Consider the following 17617-nt stretch of genomic DNA (forward strand, 5'->3'; position numbering starts at 1 on the left):
CATCGGTATGCCTGAATCGTTACGGTTCAGTTTACTTTATGTAACTGCTTTATCATACAGAGGAACGTCTTATGAATCGATTAGCACAGGAAAAAAAGGTCTGCGCGCTGATTCCGGCGCGGCTTAATTCGGTTCGCTTTCCGGGAAAGGCATTGAAACAGATTGATGGGATTCCAATGGTTGTGCGGGTTCTCGCGGCGGCGCGGAACAGCGGTGTATTTGATGCCGTTTACGCTGCGACCGACAGCCCTGAGATTGCTGCTGTTTGCCAGACATATGGATTTGAGGCGGTTTTCACCTCCCATTCCCATCAGAATCCGACCTCCCGCATTCAGGAGGCGGTGACGATTCTGGAAGATTCCAAGTCTGCTTCTTCGCAAAAATTTGATTTTTATGCGATGATCGGCGGGGATGAACCGCTTCTGACACCGGAGATTCTGCAAAATTTTATGGAGCAGGCGCTTACTGTTATTACCTCAAAAGAAAATGTACAGCGTCCATTTCTCATCAATGCCATGGCAGATATCCCGAACGATGCCGAGACAGCCGATCCATCCAACATAAAAGTAGTCTGCCGCCCGGACGGCACAGGGCTTTACATTTCCCGTGCGCCAATTCCATTCCGCAAGGGGACGCTTGACGAACCTTCCCGGAAATTTGTGAGTATCGGGCTTTATACGCGGGAATCGCTCGATTTCTTCTGCCAGAGCAGACCGGGCATTCTGGAACAGATCGAGGGCGTGGATTTGCTGCGTTTCCTCGAATATGGGAAAACGATCCTATTTCTTCCCATCTGCGGATATACGCTTTCCGTAGACACCCCCGCCGACCTTGAAACAGTACAGGCGATTTTACACAGGAGGACTAGCACCCTATGAATAAGAAAACATACCGCGGCGTGATCTTCGACCTCGACGGCACGCTGCTCGATACATCCGAAGGCGTCTTTGCGAGCGTGCGTCACACGGTAGAAGCACTTGGAAAACCTGCCCTCGACGAGGCGACACTCCGCACCTTTATCGGACCGCCCGTCAAGCTGTCGCTCATCCGCCTCTATGGACTGGACGAGGACGCCGCGAACCACGCAACCGAGATTTTCCGCACCCAGTACAAGGATCACGACCTGCTGAAAGCCGAGCCATACGCCGGTATCAAAGACCTGATCCGCGCACTCCGCGCACAGGGCTGCAAGATCGGGGTTGCCACCCTGAAACGTGAAGATTATGCGCTGACTCTGCTGGAACATTACCATTTCACAGAACTCTGTGACTCCATCTGCGGCAGCGATTTTGCCAGCAAAATGACGAAGGCTGACGTTCTGCACAAGTGCTTAAAAGCTTTGGAGTTGTCTCCATCCGAGGCAGTTCTTATCGGTGATACCTCTTCCGACGGAAAAGGTGCCAAAGAGGCAGCTGTCGATTTTATGGCAGTCACCTACGGCTTCGGACCAGATACCGCGGAGGCATGGCAGGAATATGCGCCAGTTTATACGGCAAAGGATACGCATGATATCGGGGCGTTTCTGGGAGTCAATTTTTAAAATTACAAACATAACAAGAGGACAAACATCATGAAACAAGTCAAATTACTCGACTGCACTCTCCGCGACGGCGGCTACGTCAACGACTGGGAGTTCGGTCACGACAATATTGTTACTATTTTTGAACGTCTGATCAGCGCGGGCGTGGACATTCTGGAAGTTGGTTTCCTGGATGACCGCCGCTCCTTCGACCGCAACCGCACGATCATGCCGACAACCCAGTGTGCCGATCAGATTTTCGGCAAGCTGGACAAGGGAAATACAATGATCGTCGCCATGATCGACTACGGAACCTGCGATATTTCTAATTTAAGCCCGTGTTCTGATTCCTACATCGACGGCATCCGCGTCATTTTCAAAAAACATGTGATGCATGAGGCGATCCAGTTCTGCCACGAAGTCAAAAAACTGGGCTACAAAGTGTTTGCACAGGCGGTTTCGATCACCAGCTACTCCGACCGTGAGCTTCTGGATCTGGTTGACCTTGTCAACGATCTGGAACCGTATGCGATGTCCCTTGTAGACACCTACGGTCTGCTGCATCAGGATAACCTGCTGCACTATTTCCAGCTCTTAAACTACAACTTAAAACCATCGATCGCGATCGGCTACCACTCCCACAATAACTTCCAGCTCGCATACTCGAACAGCATGGAAGTCTTACGCGAACCGGCAGACCGCACCGTTTTAGTTGATGCCACCCTGTACGGCATGGGAAAAAGCGCCGGAAATCTTCCGATCGAACTCATTTCCATGTACATGAACACCGTATTCGGACGCAATTTCAATGTCAGCCAGATGCTCGAGGCGATCGACATCAGCATCATGCCGTTCTTCCGCAAGAGCCCATGGGGATATAACCTGTTCTTCTATATTTCCGCCTCCAACAACTGCCATCCGAACTACGTCCGCTTCCTGATGGATAAGCACACCCTGTCGCTTAAATCCATCAATACGATTCTGGATGCGATTGAGCCGGAGAAAAAACTGCTCTACGACAAAGATTACATTGAAACACTGTACCGCAGGTATCAGAGCACAGAATGCAATGACGAAGCCGATATTCAGGCATTGAGTGCTTCCTGGAGCGAGCGCCCGCTTCTGCTGCTCGGTCCGGGAAAGAATCTGGAACTGGAAAAGGAGGCAATTCTTTCCTATATTAAGGCGCACAATCCGATCACAATCTCCGTCAATTTTATCCCGGAGGGAATTCCTATCGATTATGCGTTCTTAAGCAATTCCAGGCGGTATGTCCAGCTCAACAACCGCCTGCTCGAGCACGCCGACGCCCAGGGACGCCCGGTGCGCGTCATCGCGACCTCGAACGTGACAAATGTCAAAGATACACATTTTGATTATACCTTAAACTATAATTCCCTGATTGACCAGAATGCAGAGATCATCGATAATTCCTTTGTCATGCTGCTGAACGTCCTGACCAAAACAAGCGTCCACCACGCCGCCTGCGCGGGATTCGACGGATATACGGTCGATGGAGACAACTACTATAATTCCGCGATGGACTACCGGATCGCGCGGGAAAAATCACAGAGTATTAACCAGTATGTGATAGATACGCTGGAGAGGCTGGCAGGAACGCTGACGCTGGAGTTCCTGACGGATTCGAAATACGTAAAATAAAAAATTATATTTTCATATAGAAAAAGGGGTGTTCCAGCTGGTTCACCCCTTTTTCCACATCTCTCCACCCTTTCCAGCAACGCACACTATCTTTTTACGCATAATCCCCGTATAATAAGCCCCGTAATGCAGCGATGGATTTTCGCATTTTCAAAAAGGAGAGATTATACCATGCGTAAGCAAACTAAAACTTTAGCTGTTTTATCCGCTGCGGCTTTGTTCGCGGCTGCTGCACCTATAATGACAAATACGGGAACTTACAGAGTTCTGGCGGCTCAGAGCGGCTGGACAGAGGAAGATGGTCGTCTTTATTACTACGATGAGGACGGCTATAAAGAGACAAACACATGGAAAAAGCGGAATGGCGACTGGTTTTATCTCGATGAGGAAGGCGAGATTGCTACCAATCAGAGAGTCGATGACTATTTCGTCAACGATGAGGGGCACATGGCAAAGAACCAATGGGTTTCGGCTGAAAATGAGATCGGCTACGACAGCCCGGATTCTCCGGACGGCGGCTCCTGGCTCTATTTTGGCAAGGACGGCAAGATTGTAACTGCCAAATGGATGAGCATCAACGGAAAAACCTACTATTTCGACGAGGACGGACTGATGCAGACCGGGCTTCTGGAGCTGGACGGACAGACCTACTACCTCGGCGAGGAAGATGACGGCGCCAGAAAAACCGGATGGATTCTGCTGGAAACCATCACGAAAGACACCGACGATGAAGATATCTGGTGCTATTTTGACACCGAAGGACGCATGATCGTAAGCCAGATGGACCGCAAAATCGACAATGGCTACTACACATTCATCGACGGCCAGATGCAGACAGGCTGGATCAATGTCGCGGAAGCTGGCTTTGTAAGCTCCAGCACACCTTCAAACGAAGCAGCAACAACGGACAACTCTGCCACAGACACTGTCAGCTTAAACGATTTCCGCTATTACGATCCGGAAAATGGCGGACGCCGGGCAAGCGGCTGGTACACCATTGAAGGGGCACCGGGCATCAGCGAAGAAGAAGAGCCATTTTCCTTCTTCTTTAAAAACGGAACTGCTTACTTTGCCGAGAAGGATCTTGCTATTTTCACCATCAATTCCGAGCGCTACTGCTTCAACGAGCGCGGTGAAATGCAGACCGGGCTTCAGAGCCTGAAACAGGCGGATGGCAGCTTCGCCTCCTACTACTTCGGCGACGACGGCGTGATGCGTACCGGCAAGCAGACTATTTACAATGATGATTTAGAAGAAAACCAGATCTGGTATTTCCAGACCAAAGGTTCCCTCAAAGGACAGGGCTACCATGGAGAGCGCGATAACCAGGTTTATGTAAACGGTCTTTTAAAGAAGGCGGATCCGGAACTCCGCTATGAGCCGGTTTCCATCGGTGAAAAACGCTACCTGGTAAACACCAGCGGCACCATCCAGAAAGCAACCTCTTCCTCCTCTTCCGCTTCCCGTCCGGAACTCGGAAAAGGGTTCAAGGATATCAAAGACAGCAATGATACTGCCTGGACAGTTGACACATCTGGAATCATCCAGTAAAATATAATATTGCATCCGTTCAAATACCGCAGGACACTTTTGTGACACCGCGGTATTTTTTCTGAAAGATGTCTTTTTTTATCGTTTTAAAAATTTTTTTGGAAATTTTTAAATTTTTTTCTAAAAACCAGTTATAATGTTCCCGATTAAAACGTATTATAATAAAGGGGATGTTTTCATTTTTCTCCCAATGACTCAACTCTTACTTCTACGGAGGCAACTCTATGCGTGGTTTAAATGTTTATTGCTGTCCAAACTGTGGACATTATGGATTCTTTCAGCTCGTTGCCAATGCGGTGTGTCCGCATTGCTCAATCGCCATGACTCCTCTTCCCATTCCGTATCAGGATTTCATGGACTTAGACTATCCACAACGGCAGATCCTGATTTCCAGACACATGATTAATGCGGCAAGCCCTTTGGATTCTAAAGCCAAACAGGCGAACAAGGCTAAGGCACCAGGGCAGACAAAGCCATCCGGCCGGAGCATATCACCGGATGATGCAAAATCGTCGGATCAAAATGCAGCACCTGATAACACCAAATTGATGACAGATCATTCTGCAGCACCGGGTAAAACAAAATCATCTTCCACTTCCTCGAATCTCCATCCGGATATCTCAAAAGATTCCGACAAGGAAACTCTCTATCAGGAAGTATTGGCGCTAAGAGAGAAAAACGAGCAGCTGGAGCAGACTGTCTCCTGGATGCATGATTTAATCTGGGAATTGACGCGCCGACTACATATTACACAGAGTAGATAAAAAATGCCGCATGATTCATTCTGGTTTGATAACATACCTTCTGAATCATGCGGCTTTCATATTCGATCTACTATTTAATTTTTGATTTGATTTTTCACCTGCTCCATCTGGTATAAATGAGCCTCTTCTTTTCCATCTTATCCAGGCTCTCCGCTTATCCCGCCTTCTCCGTCTTACAGAGTATGTAGTGGTCAATCATCCGGTTTAAGCTTTGATTCATCTGATCCAGAGTTTTAAATAACTCCCTCAGCTCACGCTTTAATTCTTCATTTTCCTGCTCTAAAACGACCAATTTTTTAGCTTCATCCATAAACTCTCCTCCTTTTGACTGCCTGTTCTTCCATTCAGATGACCACACTGCATAACGCAGCTCTGCCAGGCGATCCTATCGTTTTTTCTTTTCATATTATTTATAAACCGATTTTAAGAAAAATAAAAGAGTCTATCGATCGCAAATTTCGACACGGGTTACTGTGCACACATTACTTTAAATTCTAAATCGACAAAGTTCGTCATTTCGGCTTTTCCGCCGAATCTGCCCGGATTTGCTGTCTATTTAATCCGTTCTGTCTATTTGAGCTATTCTGCCTGTTCTGCTTTCTCTCTTGTGAGTGCAAGCCCAATCGCCAGCATAGCCCACATAATCGGTGTCGCGATCGGGAGGTTGATATTAACAACTGCCTGTGCTCCATAGCAGAGCACCGCCAGAACAGGCGCCAGGATCCAGGCGCACTCTTTCCATTTTTTGCACATCTGCACGCAGGTGCCGCCCAGAAACGCAAGATAAGATACAAGCGCAAGCGGTCCCATTGTAACAAGGTACTGGAAATATTCGTTGTGGGCGCTCTCATAGAAAACTCCATACCGATCCAGCGCATCCTGCCTGAAATCCCAAGTCAGAATTCCATATGTGTCTGGTCCAAAACCAAACAACTGATGCAGGAACGGCAGCTCGCGATAGGACTGCCAGCCAATTCTCCAGCAATATCCCCGGTTCGTCCCCCAGTCATCATCAAAAACAAGATACTGGGACAACGCGCTGTACCGTTCCGCATGTCCTCCCAGATTTGCATCATAGAGGACAAATGCCACTGCCAGGCATCCAAGAATCAAAACGGCACACCAGCCACGCCAAATCCATCGTCCCGGTTTGCTCTCTGGATTCGTCTGTTCCATCTTCCGTTTCCAAACACAGAGAATCCCCGCCAGAATCCAGAATAAAACGACGATTCCCTCCAGATAACGATAGCGCACCAACACGCCAAACACACCGCCCAGACCGATGACCTGATCGGCATATACTTTATTGACCGTATCTACTACCTTGATCACGGTCATAAACGTAGCCGCCAGAATACCATAATCTGCGATGCCCCGCCATGTCGTAAATAAAAACAGCGGCATCACCGCAAACAGCATTCCAAGTGATAAATATGCATTATCACTCTGTCCGGTAATCAATGCAAAAAAGACCAGCGCCGAAACCAGATAATACCAGATACGGCGTCCCACTTTTCTCTCACTTACAAAACAGCCGCAGGCAACCGCCATCGTAAGCGCCACAAACGCCGTATACGTGTTGATATTTCCCAATGTAGATACAAACAGGTTTCCCTGTTCATTGCTCACGCCCTTTTTCCATCCCAATAAATCCATCTGGAAATAATCTGTGATTCCAAACAGGCAGACCAGAACGGACGATGCCAAAAACACATCCAGGTACCATTTTCTCATCCGACCATACTTGCTGCTCACAATCGTTCCCAGCACATACAGCGTAATCAAAAAAAATCCGCTGAATCGTCCTTCATTGCCCCAGAACGACTCATACACATAATCCGACAGCACCGTCGATATCAGTGCCAGTCCCCAGAAAACTGCCAGTGCCTTATAGGCAAATGGCTGCTTTTTTAATTCAGTCAGTCGAAACGCTCCCAAAAAGCGCCGCACATGCGCCCCGCCAAACCGCTTTAAGTCCATGCACGCAAATACTATCGCTGCGATCAGGCATGACGCCAGCATCGCAACCGTGCTGAGCCAGTAAAACTGATATTTCGATACCAGAATATCATAATAATAATTATGGAAATATAGCGGAAATGCCCCAAACACCACACACAGATACACCGACACAATCCATGAAAAAACCTTTCGGACTTTTCCCTCCCATGCCTGCTCTGCCAAAATGGATGCAGTCGGAGCTCCCTGCTCTCTTGCAATCTCTGTCTGTTCCATCACATTCTTCTCCTTTTCTTATTCGTAAAACCAGAGAAACGGCTTGTATCAGTATAGCATTTCGTTTTGTGGATAGCAAGGAAGGAAATCTTAAATTTCCCCTATTATCTCGTTACTGTTCACGCATACGTGCCCAGTAACGGAATTTGCCGTGGCTTCGCATTTAAATACGGCAAATTCCTGCTGCCACCACGTTTTCTTACGGCACTTTCGGTTCCAAAAGTGCCTACCTGTGAACAGTAACATTATCTCTCCCTTTTTTTGCAACTTGCGATACTTTTCCATATCCGAAGTATAATGACCTGGTAATGCAGTTAGGATTTCGAGAAAAATATTTCAAAAAGTAAAAGGAGAGTGCATTAATTATGAGAAAGCAGACTAAATTAGTTGCAGTACTTTCTGCAGCAGCTTTACTCGCTATGGGTGCTTCCATGACTTCTTTCGCAGCTGGTTGGCAGAAAGATGACGCTGGTGTTTGGCACTACTATGACAGCGACGATGATATGGTAACAGGCGAGTGGAAAAAAGATGGTGGTAAGTGGTTCTACCTTGACGAAGACGGCGATATGGCTGTTGACCAGTGGATCGATGATGAGTACTATGTAGGCGATGACGGCGCTATGCTGACAAACGCTTGGAAGTACACCATGTCTGATGATGATCAGGATGATCCGGACGAGGATGGCGAGAACTGGTACTACTTCAATAACAAAGGTAAAAAAGTTGCTGACGAGACCAAGAAAATCAATGGTAAAACATATCTCTTCGATTCCGATGGTAAGATGCAGTATGGCTGGCAGTATGAAGGCGGCAATATGTACTACTACGGTGACGAGATGGACGGCGCTAGAACAGAGTCTCAGTGGTTATGGTTGTCTAAGTCTGGATCTTTAGACAGCGATGAGACTGATGATCAGGATATCTTTCCAGGTTGCAACGACAACAACGGTGAGATGTGTGATGATGAAGGTTGGTACTGGTTCCAGTCTTCTGGTAAGATGTATACCGGCACTGCAAAGAAGAAAATCAACGGCAAATTCTACATGTTCAATGAACATGGTCAGATGCTGTACGAGTGGATCAATAATACAAATACTGTAAAATATGGTTCCAACGCTGAACTTGATGGAAGCCATAAGAAACAGGCTACTGCAAGCAATATGTTCTACTACAATGCTGTAGAAGAAGGTTGGAGAGGCGATGGCTGGTATGAGATGGATGGTTCCGAGGATATGGGAACTGACAGCGATACCGACTGGTACCTGATCGATGACGGTGAAATCACTTACGCTAAAGCTAGTGACTTCGCTGGTGTAACAGATAACGATAACAAGAAGATTTATGTCATGAGAAAGAAAGTAAAAGTAAGCGGAAATAAATACTTTGCTTTCAATGAAAAAGGTCAGATGCAGGATGGTCTTCAGTTCATCAAGAATGATGGTGGATTCTTCTACTTTGATGAAAATGGCTACATGAAGACTGGTAAAGTTGCTTCTGTAGAGTGTGACGATGATGACTACACATTCTTCTTCACTACCAAGAATGGTAAGAACGGTATTGGTTACACTGGTGAGAAAGATGGTTACCTGTACTACAATGGTAAGAGACTGGAAGCAGATGATGATTACAGATTCTTCTATGTAGAAGGTAAAGTATATCTTGTAAACAGCAAGGGTAAAGTTCAGAAAGCTACCGGTACAAAGGGTAGAGACTTCGACGATATTGAGAACAAGAGCTTTGTAAACGTTGATGACGTTACTGTAATGACTAACAAGAACGGTGTTGTATCCAGCATTGATGGTAAAGCCGTTAAAGTTTATACAGATGCTGTAGAAGCTGCTGTAGCTAAAAGTAATAATTTTGATGCTGAAAAGCAGAACTTAGATGTTACCGTTCCGTTTATCTCTCTGTACGATAACGTATACACATATGAGTCTACTACAGATGCAGCTGGAAAGGTTACTGTAACTTCCACTTGGAGATAGTATTAATTCTTTAGAGTTAGTTTATAATTTCTCTGAATAAAATGAAAAGGGTTGTGCGCCATATGGTGTAACAACCCTTTTTTGTTAGGGCAACAAAGTTCCTTTCTTGTAGCGACAAGCAACCTTCAATTTTTATTCATAAAGTTCTGCCAATGTGTATCAGCGAAAAATTTTGGATGCGAAGATAACAAGAAAATCGTGCCTCTGTATGCTGTTTTTTGTATATAAAATACTTTTTACAAAGATAACCAGAAATTTTATGTATTTTTCACAAAAGGAACACATCTTTGCGTTACACTAAAGCCATCAATTCAATTTGAAGGAGGCAATCGAGTATGACAGCTAATACAAAAACAACCTGGAGTGTCTGGGGAATCCTTTTTGGCATGGCGATTGTGCTGGGAATCGGAGTGGCATTTTTAGCATTTACTTTAACCAGAGATCCACAGATTCTGGCATTTTTATATGATAAAATCACAGTTCCGCAGAGCCTGCACTTCATTACCAATTTTAAATGGCTTTTTAATCTGCTGGTTGTCTGTGTAACAGCAATTCCGGCCGCAGCCGTACTTTATGTAAGCGAGTGGGGATTCAGCCGCTGTGTGCAGCCAAAAGAAAAATAAAGACAGATAAACAAGAAGAGGTGTCGCTTAATCATTATGATTGAGGACACCTCTTTTTCAGATAAATTATTTTCTTTAATACAGAATTTTTCAGATGATTGATTCGCTATTCCGTTACTCTCCTGTATAATAAACATTTTTTCCAGAACCATTTATATGCAATTTTCCAGCACTGGATAATTCCTTTAAGATCCTATACGCTTTTGTTGTACCTATATTTAAAAGCGCTTCGGTTTCTTTTCTTGTTATTTTTTTATGCTCTGCTACATATGAGAGAATTTCAGCTTTTTCAGAAGATAGCGGCTGTCGGTAAACTGCTACCAGACGTTTCCTTGGTTTTGACAGCTTTTGTATTCCTTCGTTTCTATTTGGAAGTGTAACACGGAAAACACCTTTTGCTGTTTCAAAAAAAGGCTTTTTTTCGTTATCTCCATAGGCTCGTTGAATTTTTCCAATTCCTGTACCATAACTTTCTATTAACATCATGCGATAAAAAATAGCTGCCAAATTAGGATTCCTTGGCTGCGATACACCCAGAAAAATAGAATTTAATTCCAGTCCGGAAACCAATCCTCCCAATGAGACAATTTCTATACGATCGTCATAAATATTTATAATATTACTTCCACTAAACGAATAATCTCGATGAACGATACTATTTAAAAGCGCTTCTCTGATTGCCTCTTCTGGGTAATCTTTTTTATCAATACGGATTAAACCCGAAAAACTGGCTTGCGTTTTATTGTTTAAATCAATAAACTGATAAACGTCTTCCAATTGTTTTAAAATAGAACCAGAAAATTCCTTTCTATCTCTGAAAACCGCTTTATCTGTTCCTTGAAAAAGAGCCACTTTTGTTGTTACTTCACATTGATCCGATAATAGCAATGCAAGATTTGTGTATAAATGATCATCACCTATCAGTTTTAATGTTTGCATCTGTGATCTTCCAAACGCAATTTTTCGTTTGTGCATCTCATTTTCAAAATACTCAAATGTCAAATCCTGATTCATGCTTCGGCTTGTTTCATAGGAACATCTGCCGCTTTGAATGATCATTTCCCGGATGCCCTCATCTGTCATGGGTTGTGAAGAACTTCCTTTTCGAACATATACACCACTGGGCTTTAGACCTTTTTCCCGAATATAATATGGACGATTCGTTCCTGTTGCAATATTAATTTCAACGACCGTTTTTCCGTCAATTTCCACAGTTTTTATATTGACAAAAGGCATAATATCAGGTGCGATAGAATCTTTTAAAGAACCTGCAACCTGAAGCATGATTGCATCTGGATCATCTACGCCAATAATTGCTCCATCTTTTCTAACACCAATCAAAATAGTACCTCCAGAAGCATTTGCAAAGGCAATTACTTCTTTTCGAATCTCAGGTACATATTCTTGCTTAAATTCCACCTCTTGATTCTCAAACGAAAGCATACTATTCACCTTTCTTTCTTTCTTTCTTTCTTTCTTTCTTTCTTTCTTTCTTTCTTTCTTTCTTTCTTTCTTTCTTTCTTTCTTCTATTGTATTTGGGAAAGAAAGAAAAGTCAACGAAAAAAAGAAACGAAAAATCGACAAATCCCACCTCCCGATACTTTTCTATATCCGAAGTATAATGACCTGGTAATGCAGTTAGGATTTCGAGAAAAATATTTCAAAAAGTAAAAAGGAGAGTGCATTAATTATGAGAAAGCAGACTAAATTAGTTGCAGTACTTTCTGCAGCAGCTTTACTCGCTATGGGTGCTTCCATGACTTCTTTCGCAGCTGGTTGGGAGAAAGATGACGCTGGTGTTTGGCACTACTATGACAGCGACGATGAGATGGTAACAGGCGAGTGGAAAAAAGACGGTGGTAAGTGGTTCTATCTGGATGATGACGGCAACATGCTGACAGATTCTTGGGTAGACGATGACTACTATGTAGCTGAAGATGGTCATATGCTGACTAACGAGTGGAAGAAGACCGTGTCCGATGACGATCAGGATGATCCGGACGAGGATGGCGAAAGCTGGTACTACTTCGGCAGCAAGGGTAAAAAGACCACTTCTGATGATAAAAAGATCAATGGCAAGACTTACTTCTTCGATGAAGATGGAAAAATGCAGTATGGTTGGTATGCTGATTCTAACAACAACGTATACTACTTAGGCGAAGAGGATGACGGTGCTAGAACCAACTCTTCTTGGCTGTGGTTAGCTGCTCCGGATTCCGAAGATGATGATGAGAAAGATGCAGCAGATGCCGTAAGCCATGATTCTCAGAATGATGATGATCCGTGTGATGAAGAAGGTTGGTACTGGTTCGGTAGCGACGGTAAGATGTACAAAGACGCTAAGCAGAAAAAGATCAACGGTAAATACTACTACTTCAACAATCATGGTCAGATGCTGTATGAGTGGATCAATGGTGTTAAAGCAAACGTGGCTTCCAATGCAAAACTGGATAGCGATTCCATCGAAGCTACCGCTTCTGAAGTACGTTACATGAACGTAGTTGAAGAGGGCTGGAGAGCTGATGGCTGGTATCAGATCGATGGTGCTGATGCACTTAAGGCAGGCGATGATACCGATTGGTATTACTTCAAAGACGGTAAGGCTAAGAAAGCTGATGACGGTGAGAAGAACAATACTGACTTAACTGATGACGGTGCTAAAGTATATACCAAGAAGATCAAGATCAATGGCAAGAACTTCTGCTTCAATGAAATTGGTCAGATGCAGACTGGTTTACAGATGATCGATAAGAAATTCTACTACTTCGACAATGATGGTTATATGAAGACCGGCAAGATTGCTAATGTTGAAGAAGAGGATGATAACTACACCTACTACTTCGAGACCAAGAATGGTAAGAATGGTCAGGGTTATACAGGTGAGAAATCCGGTTACCTTTACTGGAATGGCAAGAGACTGGAAGCAGATGATGATTACAGAATCTATGTTGTAGATAAGAAATACTATCTGGTAAACAACAAAGGTAAACTTCAGAAATCTACTTCTAAAGAGTATGATGTAGAAAATTTTGGTGATGACGTTAAGTTTACGTTCAGAAACACATACGAGATTGCCTCTTCTACTAAAGATGGTTCTGAGGGCACCTATAAGAACGCCGCTACATTACCGAAGATTGAGCTGTTCGACAATGCAATTTATCAGGATGCACTGGGCGTTACACACTACGAGAATACAGATGCTTACGAGGCAGCACAGAACGCTGTAGCTAATAAATAATCTATATCTCAAATAACATTTAAAGAAGAGCTGTTACACAAACGTGTGGCAGATCTGAATAAAATGAAAAGGGTTGTGCACTTATATGGTGTAACAACCCTTTTTTGTTAGGGCGATTCCCAGGGGACTTTTTCTATCTTTTCAATCTCTTTCTCCACCTTGTTTCCCCCAGCCTTTCATGATATGATAATAAAAACAGCCTGATTTTTCGAAAGGAGCGATGATTCTATGACGAATCTTAATATTCCGGTTGGCGTCTCGGATTTTTCTCAGATACGTGAAAATGAATATTACTATGTGGATAAAACGGGACTCATTTCGGAATTATTAAAGAAAAGCACAGCAAACGTCACGCTGATTACTCGCCCCAGACGATTTGGAAAGACGCTGGCTATGAGTATGCTGGAACATTTTTTCGATATTCGACATGATAACCATTCGTTATTTCAAGATTTGGAAATCAGTCATGAATCAGCTATTTGTCAAACATGGATGAATCAGCGTCCGACTCTTTTTATTACCTTTAAGGATGTAGATGGGATTACATTTGACAGTGCTTTTGATATGCTGAAATTTGTCATATCCCAGATATGCATCGAATACTCTTATTTGGAGCAAAGCGATGCCGTCAGCGATGCATATAAAGAGATTTTTAAACGACTAAAAAATCAGACTGCATCTGCAACAGATGTAAAGGGTTCTATCCTGATTTTGATGAAAATGATGCAGGCTTATTATGGGAAGACAGTTATTCTTTTGTTGGATGAATACGATGTTCCCGTTGCGAAAGCAAGCAGCAATGGGTATTATCAGGAAATGCTGGAAATCATGAAAGCAATGATGAGTACCTCATTAAAAGATAATTCCAGCCTCTGCTTTGCGGTTGTGACAGGATGCTTGAAAATTGCTAAAGAAAGTATCTTCACTGGAACCAATAATTTTGTTTCGGATACCATCACAGATTCTCGATTAAATGAATATTTTGGCTTTACACAAAACGATGTAAATCAGATTTTAAAGGAATCCAATACTGCCGAATATTCGGATGAAATTAAAGCCTGGTATGACGGTTATCATTTCGGATGCTTTGATGTATATTGCCCGTGGGATGTGATGAATTATCTTCGGGATCTTCAGCATAATCCTTCCATGAAGCCTGAGAGTTATTGGAAGAATACAAGCGATAATGCAATTATTCGCTCTTTCATTGATTATGCTGGAAGCAGTATCACAATGAAATTGGAAAAATTATTGTCCGGCGGATATATTTTCCAAAAGATTGAAGAAAATTTAACCTATGATTATCTTCATTCTTCCGAGGATAACTTATGGAGTATTTTATATTTAACCGGTTATCTGACGCGCGTTCGAGAGATGGATATTCAAGAAACTATTCCAGATGGAACAACCGCGTTGATGATTCCGAATAGGGAAATCAAAGATATTTTTGAGTCAACAATTATAAAATGGTTTAACGAATCAACGAAGCATTGGAACCGCACAGAATTATTTCATGCGGTATGGGATGGAAACAGCGACAGGATGACGGATGAGATGAATAAACTTTTAAGAAAAACCATCAGTTATCATGATTACCGAGAAGACTTTTACCATGCATTTCTGGCAGGTATTTTTACTGGTGCCGGTTATGTGGTGGAGTCGAATAAAGAGCATGGAGAAGGACGAAGCGATGTGATTGTCTACGACTCTGAAAATGGACAATTGGCCCTTTTTGAAGTGAAATATTCCAGCACGCTTGACCAGATGAAACAATCCTGCCAAAAAGCACTTGCCCAGATCGATGAAAAAATGTATGCAAAAGAATTTGAGGATTCCTATGATAAAATTTTGTGTTATGGAATTGCTTTTTTTAAGAAACGCTGCCTGGTATATTTGAAAGATTGAATTAGTAAACGGTACAACGTTCGACCTTGACAAAAAGAGGACTCCGCCACCTCAGACTTCTCTGAAGTGACGGAGTCCTCTTATATCAAGCTATCAGCTTAATGATTCAGATTTGAATTGGATGTCAAATCACATCGGCCGCAAAAAGAGGATTTCTCAATCAACATCTCTTTTTACTGCCGCCGTGACAAATAACTTGCTTTTCATTTTTTAAATTCTAAAATTTTACATTCATGTTTTCGCGTCTTTAAATCATAATTGATTCCAACCAGCAGCATATTTCCTGAATAATCTTCCAGATTCTGGAAATATTGTTTTTTTAATATCTGGTGAATTGCGCCTTCGGCCGATTTGTTCCATTTTAGTTCGACAATCAAAGCTGGCTTATCCGGAAATTCTTTTCGCGGTAAATAAACTATATCTGCAAATCCAGATCCCGATGGAAATTCACGATAAACCTGATAAAAGTTTCTGGCAGCGTAGAGTGCCAGTGATACAGTATAACTCAGTGCATTTTCATTATTATACTGTAAATGGGATGTTTCAAAATGAGCCTGTTCCATATAGACAGCTACTTTTTCTTCATCTTTTCTCCAGATAGCATTAAGTAAATCAGCTGAGTTTTTCAATGCTTTCGAGACCTCTCCCCATTGAGAAACCGAAACCGCATTTACAAACTCTCCACGGATTTCATTATTCGGAATAAAAACTGATTTATGGCTGAAATCGTATCCAAGATATCCCAGATGAATCAGCAAAGTCAGGACATCATCCTCGCTGTGAAATGTCGTCATATCATTGCTGAAACTGCCTGTATTGACCGGTACCATTTCTCCGGCCATCATGCTGAGAACATCGTCTTTCAGCCCATCAAAATTCATGTCAATATATCCGCGCAGTGCCTCAAATGTTTCGGTCTGGTTCCAATAAGAATCGCAGATACCAGAAGTCATAGCAGCCACAACCGAACGCGGACTGTAAATAGAAGAGGCTTTTTCAAAGCGATATCCATCATACCATTCTTTGATTTCTGCCAAATCCATTTGATAATCTGAGCAGAGGCAGCGCACCTCATTTTCTGTGAAACCGACATATTGCGCCAGAACACCTGGATTTGCCATCGAGAATTCATCAAACATATTGAGCGCAGAATGGGTACCGTATTTTTTTATTGGCAATATTCCTGTCATATATGCCAGATGTATATGTGCCTTATCCTTTAGAAAATCACGAAGAAAATCCAGATATCGTTCCTGAGCCGCTTTATCTTCTGCGTATTCCCTAAAAATACAATCCCATTCATCAATGATTATAATAAATGGCTCATTTGTTTCAGCATAAATTTCCTTCATATTTTCCGTCAGATCTAATTCATCATAAAAATCAATCGTTGGATATTCACGGCGAATTTCTCTCATGAGTGAACGCCGGATCCGCTGAATCAATTCTTCTACATTAGAGCTTCGACTTAAAAATTCCTGGATATTTAAAAATATAGTTGTGTAAGTGTTTAAATATTTTTTATAATCTTTTGAACAGCTGATTTTTCGGTCTTTAAATAAAGTATCAGACTGACATCCCTTACTATAATAAGCAGCCAGCATATTGGCTGTAATGGATTTTCCAAATCTCCTTGGGCGGCTGACGCAGATATTTTTCTGGTTTGTTGCCAGCACACTGTTGGTATAAGAAATCAGCTCTGTTTTATCTACATAGATCTGAGAATGCACCGCTTCTGAAAAAGCTGCGTTTCCGGGATTTAAATATATACCCATATGGCTCCCTCTCTTTTTAATAAAACTGCACGTTTATCACACATCATGATAATTTGTTGTTTTTATTATCATATCATGAAAGAATCAGTGAAACAAGACTTGGAAGATATGCTTAAACTCAAAATGATAGTACTGCAGAGAGTTTTGCATATTCTATTCTTTAACTGACAGAGGGCAAATGCAGTCATACAGACAGGCTTCATTTACATTGCGACCACATAAAAAACTCCGCCATCTCGAAACACTTCGAGGTATCGGAGCTCTTTTTACTAAAAAAGAAGCGGCATTCCAGGAAATATCCTGAAATACCGCTTCTCAATTATCCTAGGTCAAATGACTAATCGAATAAAATTCAGATT

The 17617-nt window shown here is 42.8% G+C and carries 14 protein-coding genes; 9 read left to right on the forward strand and 5 right to left on the reverse strand.

Annotated features, from left to right (window positions below; all coding sequences use genetic code 11):
• Positions 1 to 71: 71 nt before the first annotated feature.
• The 5 genes from DW931_RS05045 (at position 72) to DW931_RS05070 (ending at position 5496) form a co-directional block, all read left to right on the forward strand.
• Positions 72 to 878 (forward strand): 3-deoxy-manno-octulosonate cytidylyltransferase, encoded by an 807-nt coding sequence (locus DW931_RS05045; protein WP_118482334.1) that lies wholly within the window; start codon positions 72 to 74, stop codon positions 876 to 878.
• Entirely contained in the window at positions 875 to 1540 is a 666-nt protein-coding gene (locus DW931_RS05050) for an HAD hydrolase-like protein (protein ID WP_022359155.1), read from the forward strand. Before DW931_RS05045 ends, DW931_RS05050 begins: the two co-directional genes overlap by 4 nt.
• Positions 1541 to 1570: 30 nt before the next feature.
• The gene (locus DW931_RS05055) at positions 1571 to 3181 is read left to right on the forward strand and encodes an aldolase catalytic domain-containing protein (protein WP_117796037.1); all 1611 of its coding nucleotides are present in this window, start codon (positions 1571 to 1573) and stop codon (positions 3179 to 3181) included.
• 171 nt (positions 3182 to 3352) lie between these two features.
• Positions 3353 to 4732: a cell wall-binding protein gene (locus DW931_RS05060; protein WP_118482333.1), complete on the forward strand. Its 1380-nt coding sequence runs from the start codon at positions 3353 to 3355 to the stop codon at positions 4730 to 4732.
• A gap of 224 nt (positions 4733 to 4956) precedes the next feature.
• Positions 4957 to 5496, forward strand: coding sequence for a hypothetical protein (locus DW931_RS05070; RefSeq protein ID WP_118626918.1), 540 nt, complete (start codon positions 4957 to 4959; stop codon positions 5494 to 5496).
• A gap of 154 nt (positions 5497 to 5650) precedes the next feature.
• Here DW931_RS05070 and DW931_RS15875 read toward each other — a convergent pair whose 3' ends face one another.
• Both DW931_RS15875 and DW931_RS05075 read right to left on the reverse strand, forming a co-directional pair.
• Positions 5651 to 5806, reverse strand: coding sequence for a hypothetical protein (locus DW931_RS15875; protein ID WP_182427968.1), 156 nt, complete (start codon positions 5804 to 5806; stop codon positions 5651 to 5653).
• 269 nt (positions 5807 to 6075) lie between these two features.
• Positions 6076 to 7731: an O-antigen ligase family protein gene (locus DW931_RS05075; protein WP_118626919.1), complete on the reverse strand. Its 1656-nt coding sequence runs from the start codon at positions 7729 to 7731 to the stop codon at positions 6076 to 6078.
• Positions 7732 to 8096: 365 nt separating this feature from the next.
• On the opposite strand from DW931_RS05075, the gene DW931_RS05080 reads away from it, so the two are divergent.
• Both DW931_RS05080 and DW931_RS05085 read left to right on the forward strand, forming a co-directional pair.
• Positions 8097 to 9716, forward strand: coding sequence for a glucan-binding protein (locus DW931_RS05080; RefSeq protein ID WP_118481945.1), 1620 nt, complete (start codon positions 8097 to 8099; stop codon positions 9714 to 9716).
• A gap of 335 nt (positions 9717 to 10051) precedes the next feature.
• Positions 10052 to 10339 (forward strand): hypothetical protein, encoded by a 288-nt coding sequence (locus DW931_RS05085; RefSeq protein ID WP_118481944.1) that lies wholly within the window; start codon positions 10052 to 10054, stop codon positions 10337 to 10339.
• A 114-nt stretch (positions 10340 to 10453) separates the two neighbouring features.
• On the opposite strand, the gene DW931_RS05090 is transcribed toward DW931_RS05085, so the two are convergent.
• Positions 10454 to 11782: an RNA-binding domain-containing protein gene (locus DW931_RS05090; protein WP_118481949.1), complete on the reverse strand. Its 1329-nt coding sequence runs from the start codon at positions 11780 to 11782 to the stop codon at positions 10454 to 10456.
• A 1-nt stretch (position 11783) separates the two neighbouring features.
• The gene (locus DW931_RS15880) at positions 11784 to 11924 is read right to left on the reverse strand and encodes a hypothetical protein (protein WP_182430020.1); all 141 of its coding nucleotides are present in this window, start codon (positions 11922 to 11924) and stop codon (positions 11784 to 11786) included.
• A 106-nt stretch (positions 11925 to 12030) separates the two neighbouring features.
• Between DW931_RS15880 and DW931_RS05095 the strand changes: the two genes are divergently transcribed.
• Both DW931_RS05095 and DW931_RS05100 read left to right on the forward strand, forming a co-directional pair.
• On the forward strand, positions 12031 to 13578 hold the full coding sequence (locus tag DW931_RS05095; protein ID WP_118468350.1) for a glucan-binding protein: 1548 nt from the start codon (positions 12031 to 12033) through the stop codon (positions 13576 to 13578).
• A gap of 228 nt (positions 13579 to 13806) precedes the next feature.
• Positions 13807 to 15483, forward strand: a complete 1677-nt coding sequence (locus tag DW931_RS05100; protein ID WP_118468352.1) for an AAA family ATPase — start codon at positions 13807 to 13809, stop codon at positions 15481 to 15483.
• A 203-nt stretch (positions 15484 to 15686) separates the two neighbouring features.
• On the opposite strand, the gene DW931_RS05105 is transcribed toward DW931_RS05100, so the two are convergent.
• A complete protein-coding gene (locus DW931_RS05105) occupies positions 15687 to 17258 on the reverse strand; it encodes an AAA family ATPase (protein ID WP_107001442.1) in 1572 nt (523 codons plus the stop codon).
• Between the last annotated feature and the right edge of the window lie 359 nt (positions 17259 to 17617).

The organism is Clostridium sp. AM43-3BH (genome assembly GCF_003479985.1).
Classification (GTDB): domain Bacteria; phylum Bacillota; class Clostridia; order Lachnospirales; family Lachnospiraceae; genus Otoolea; species Otoolea fessa.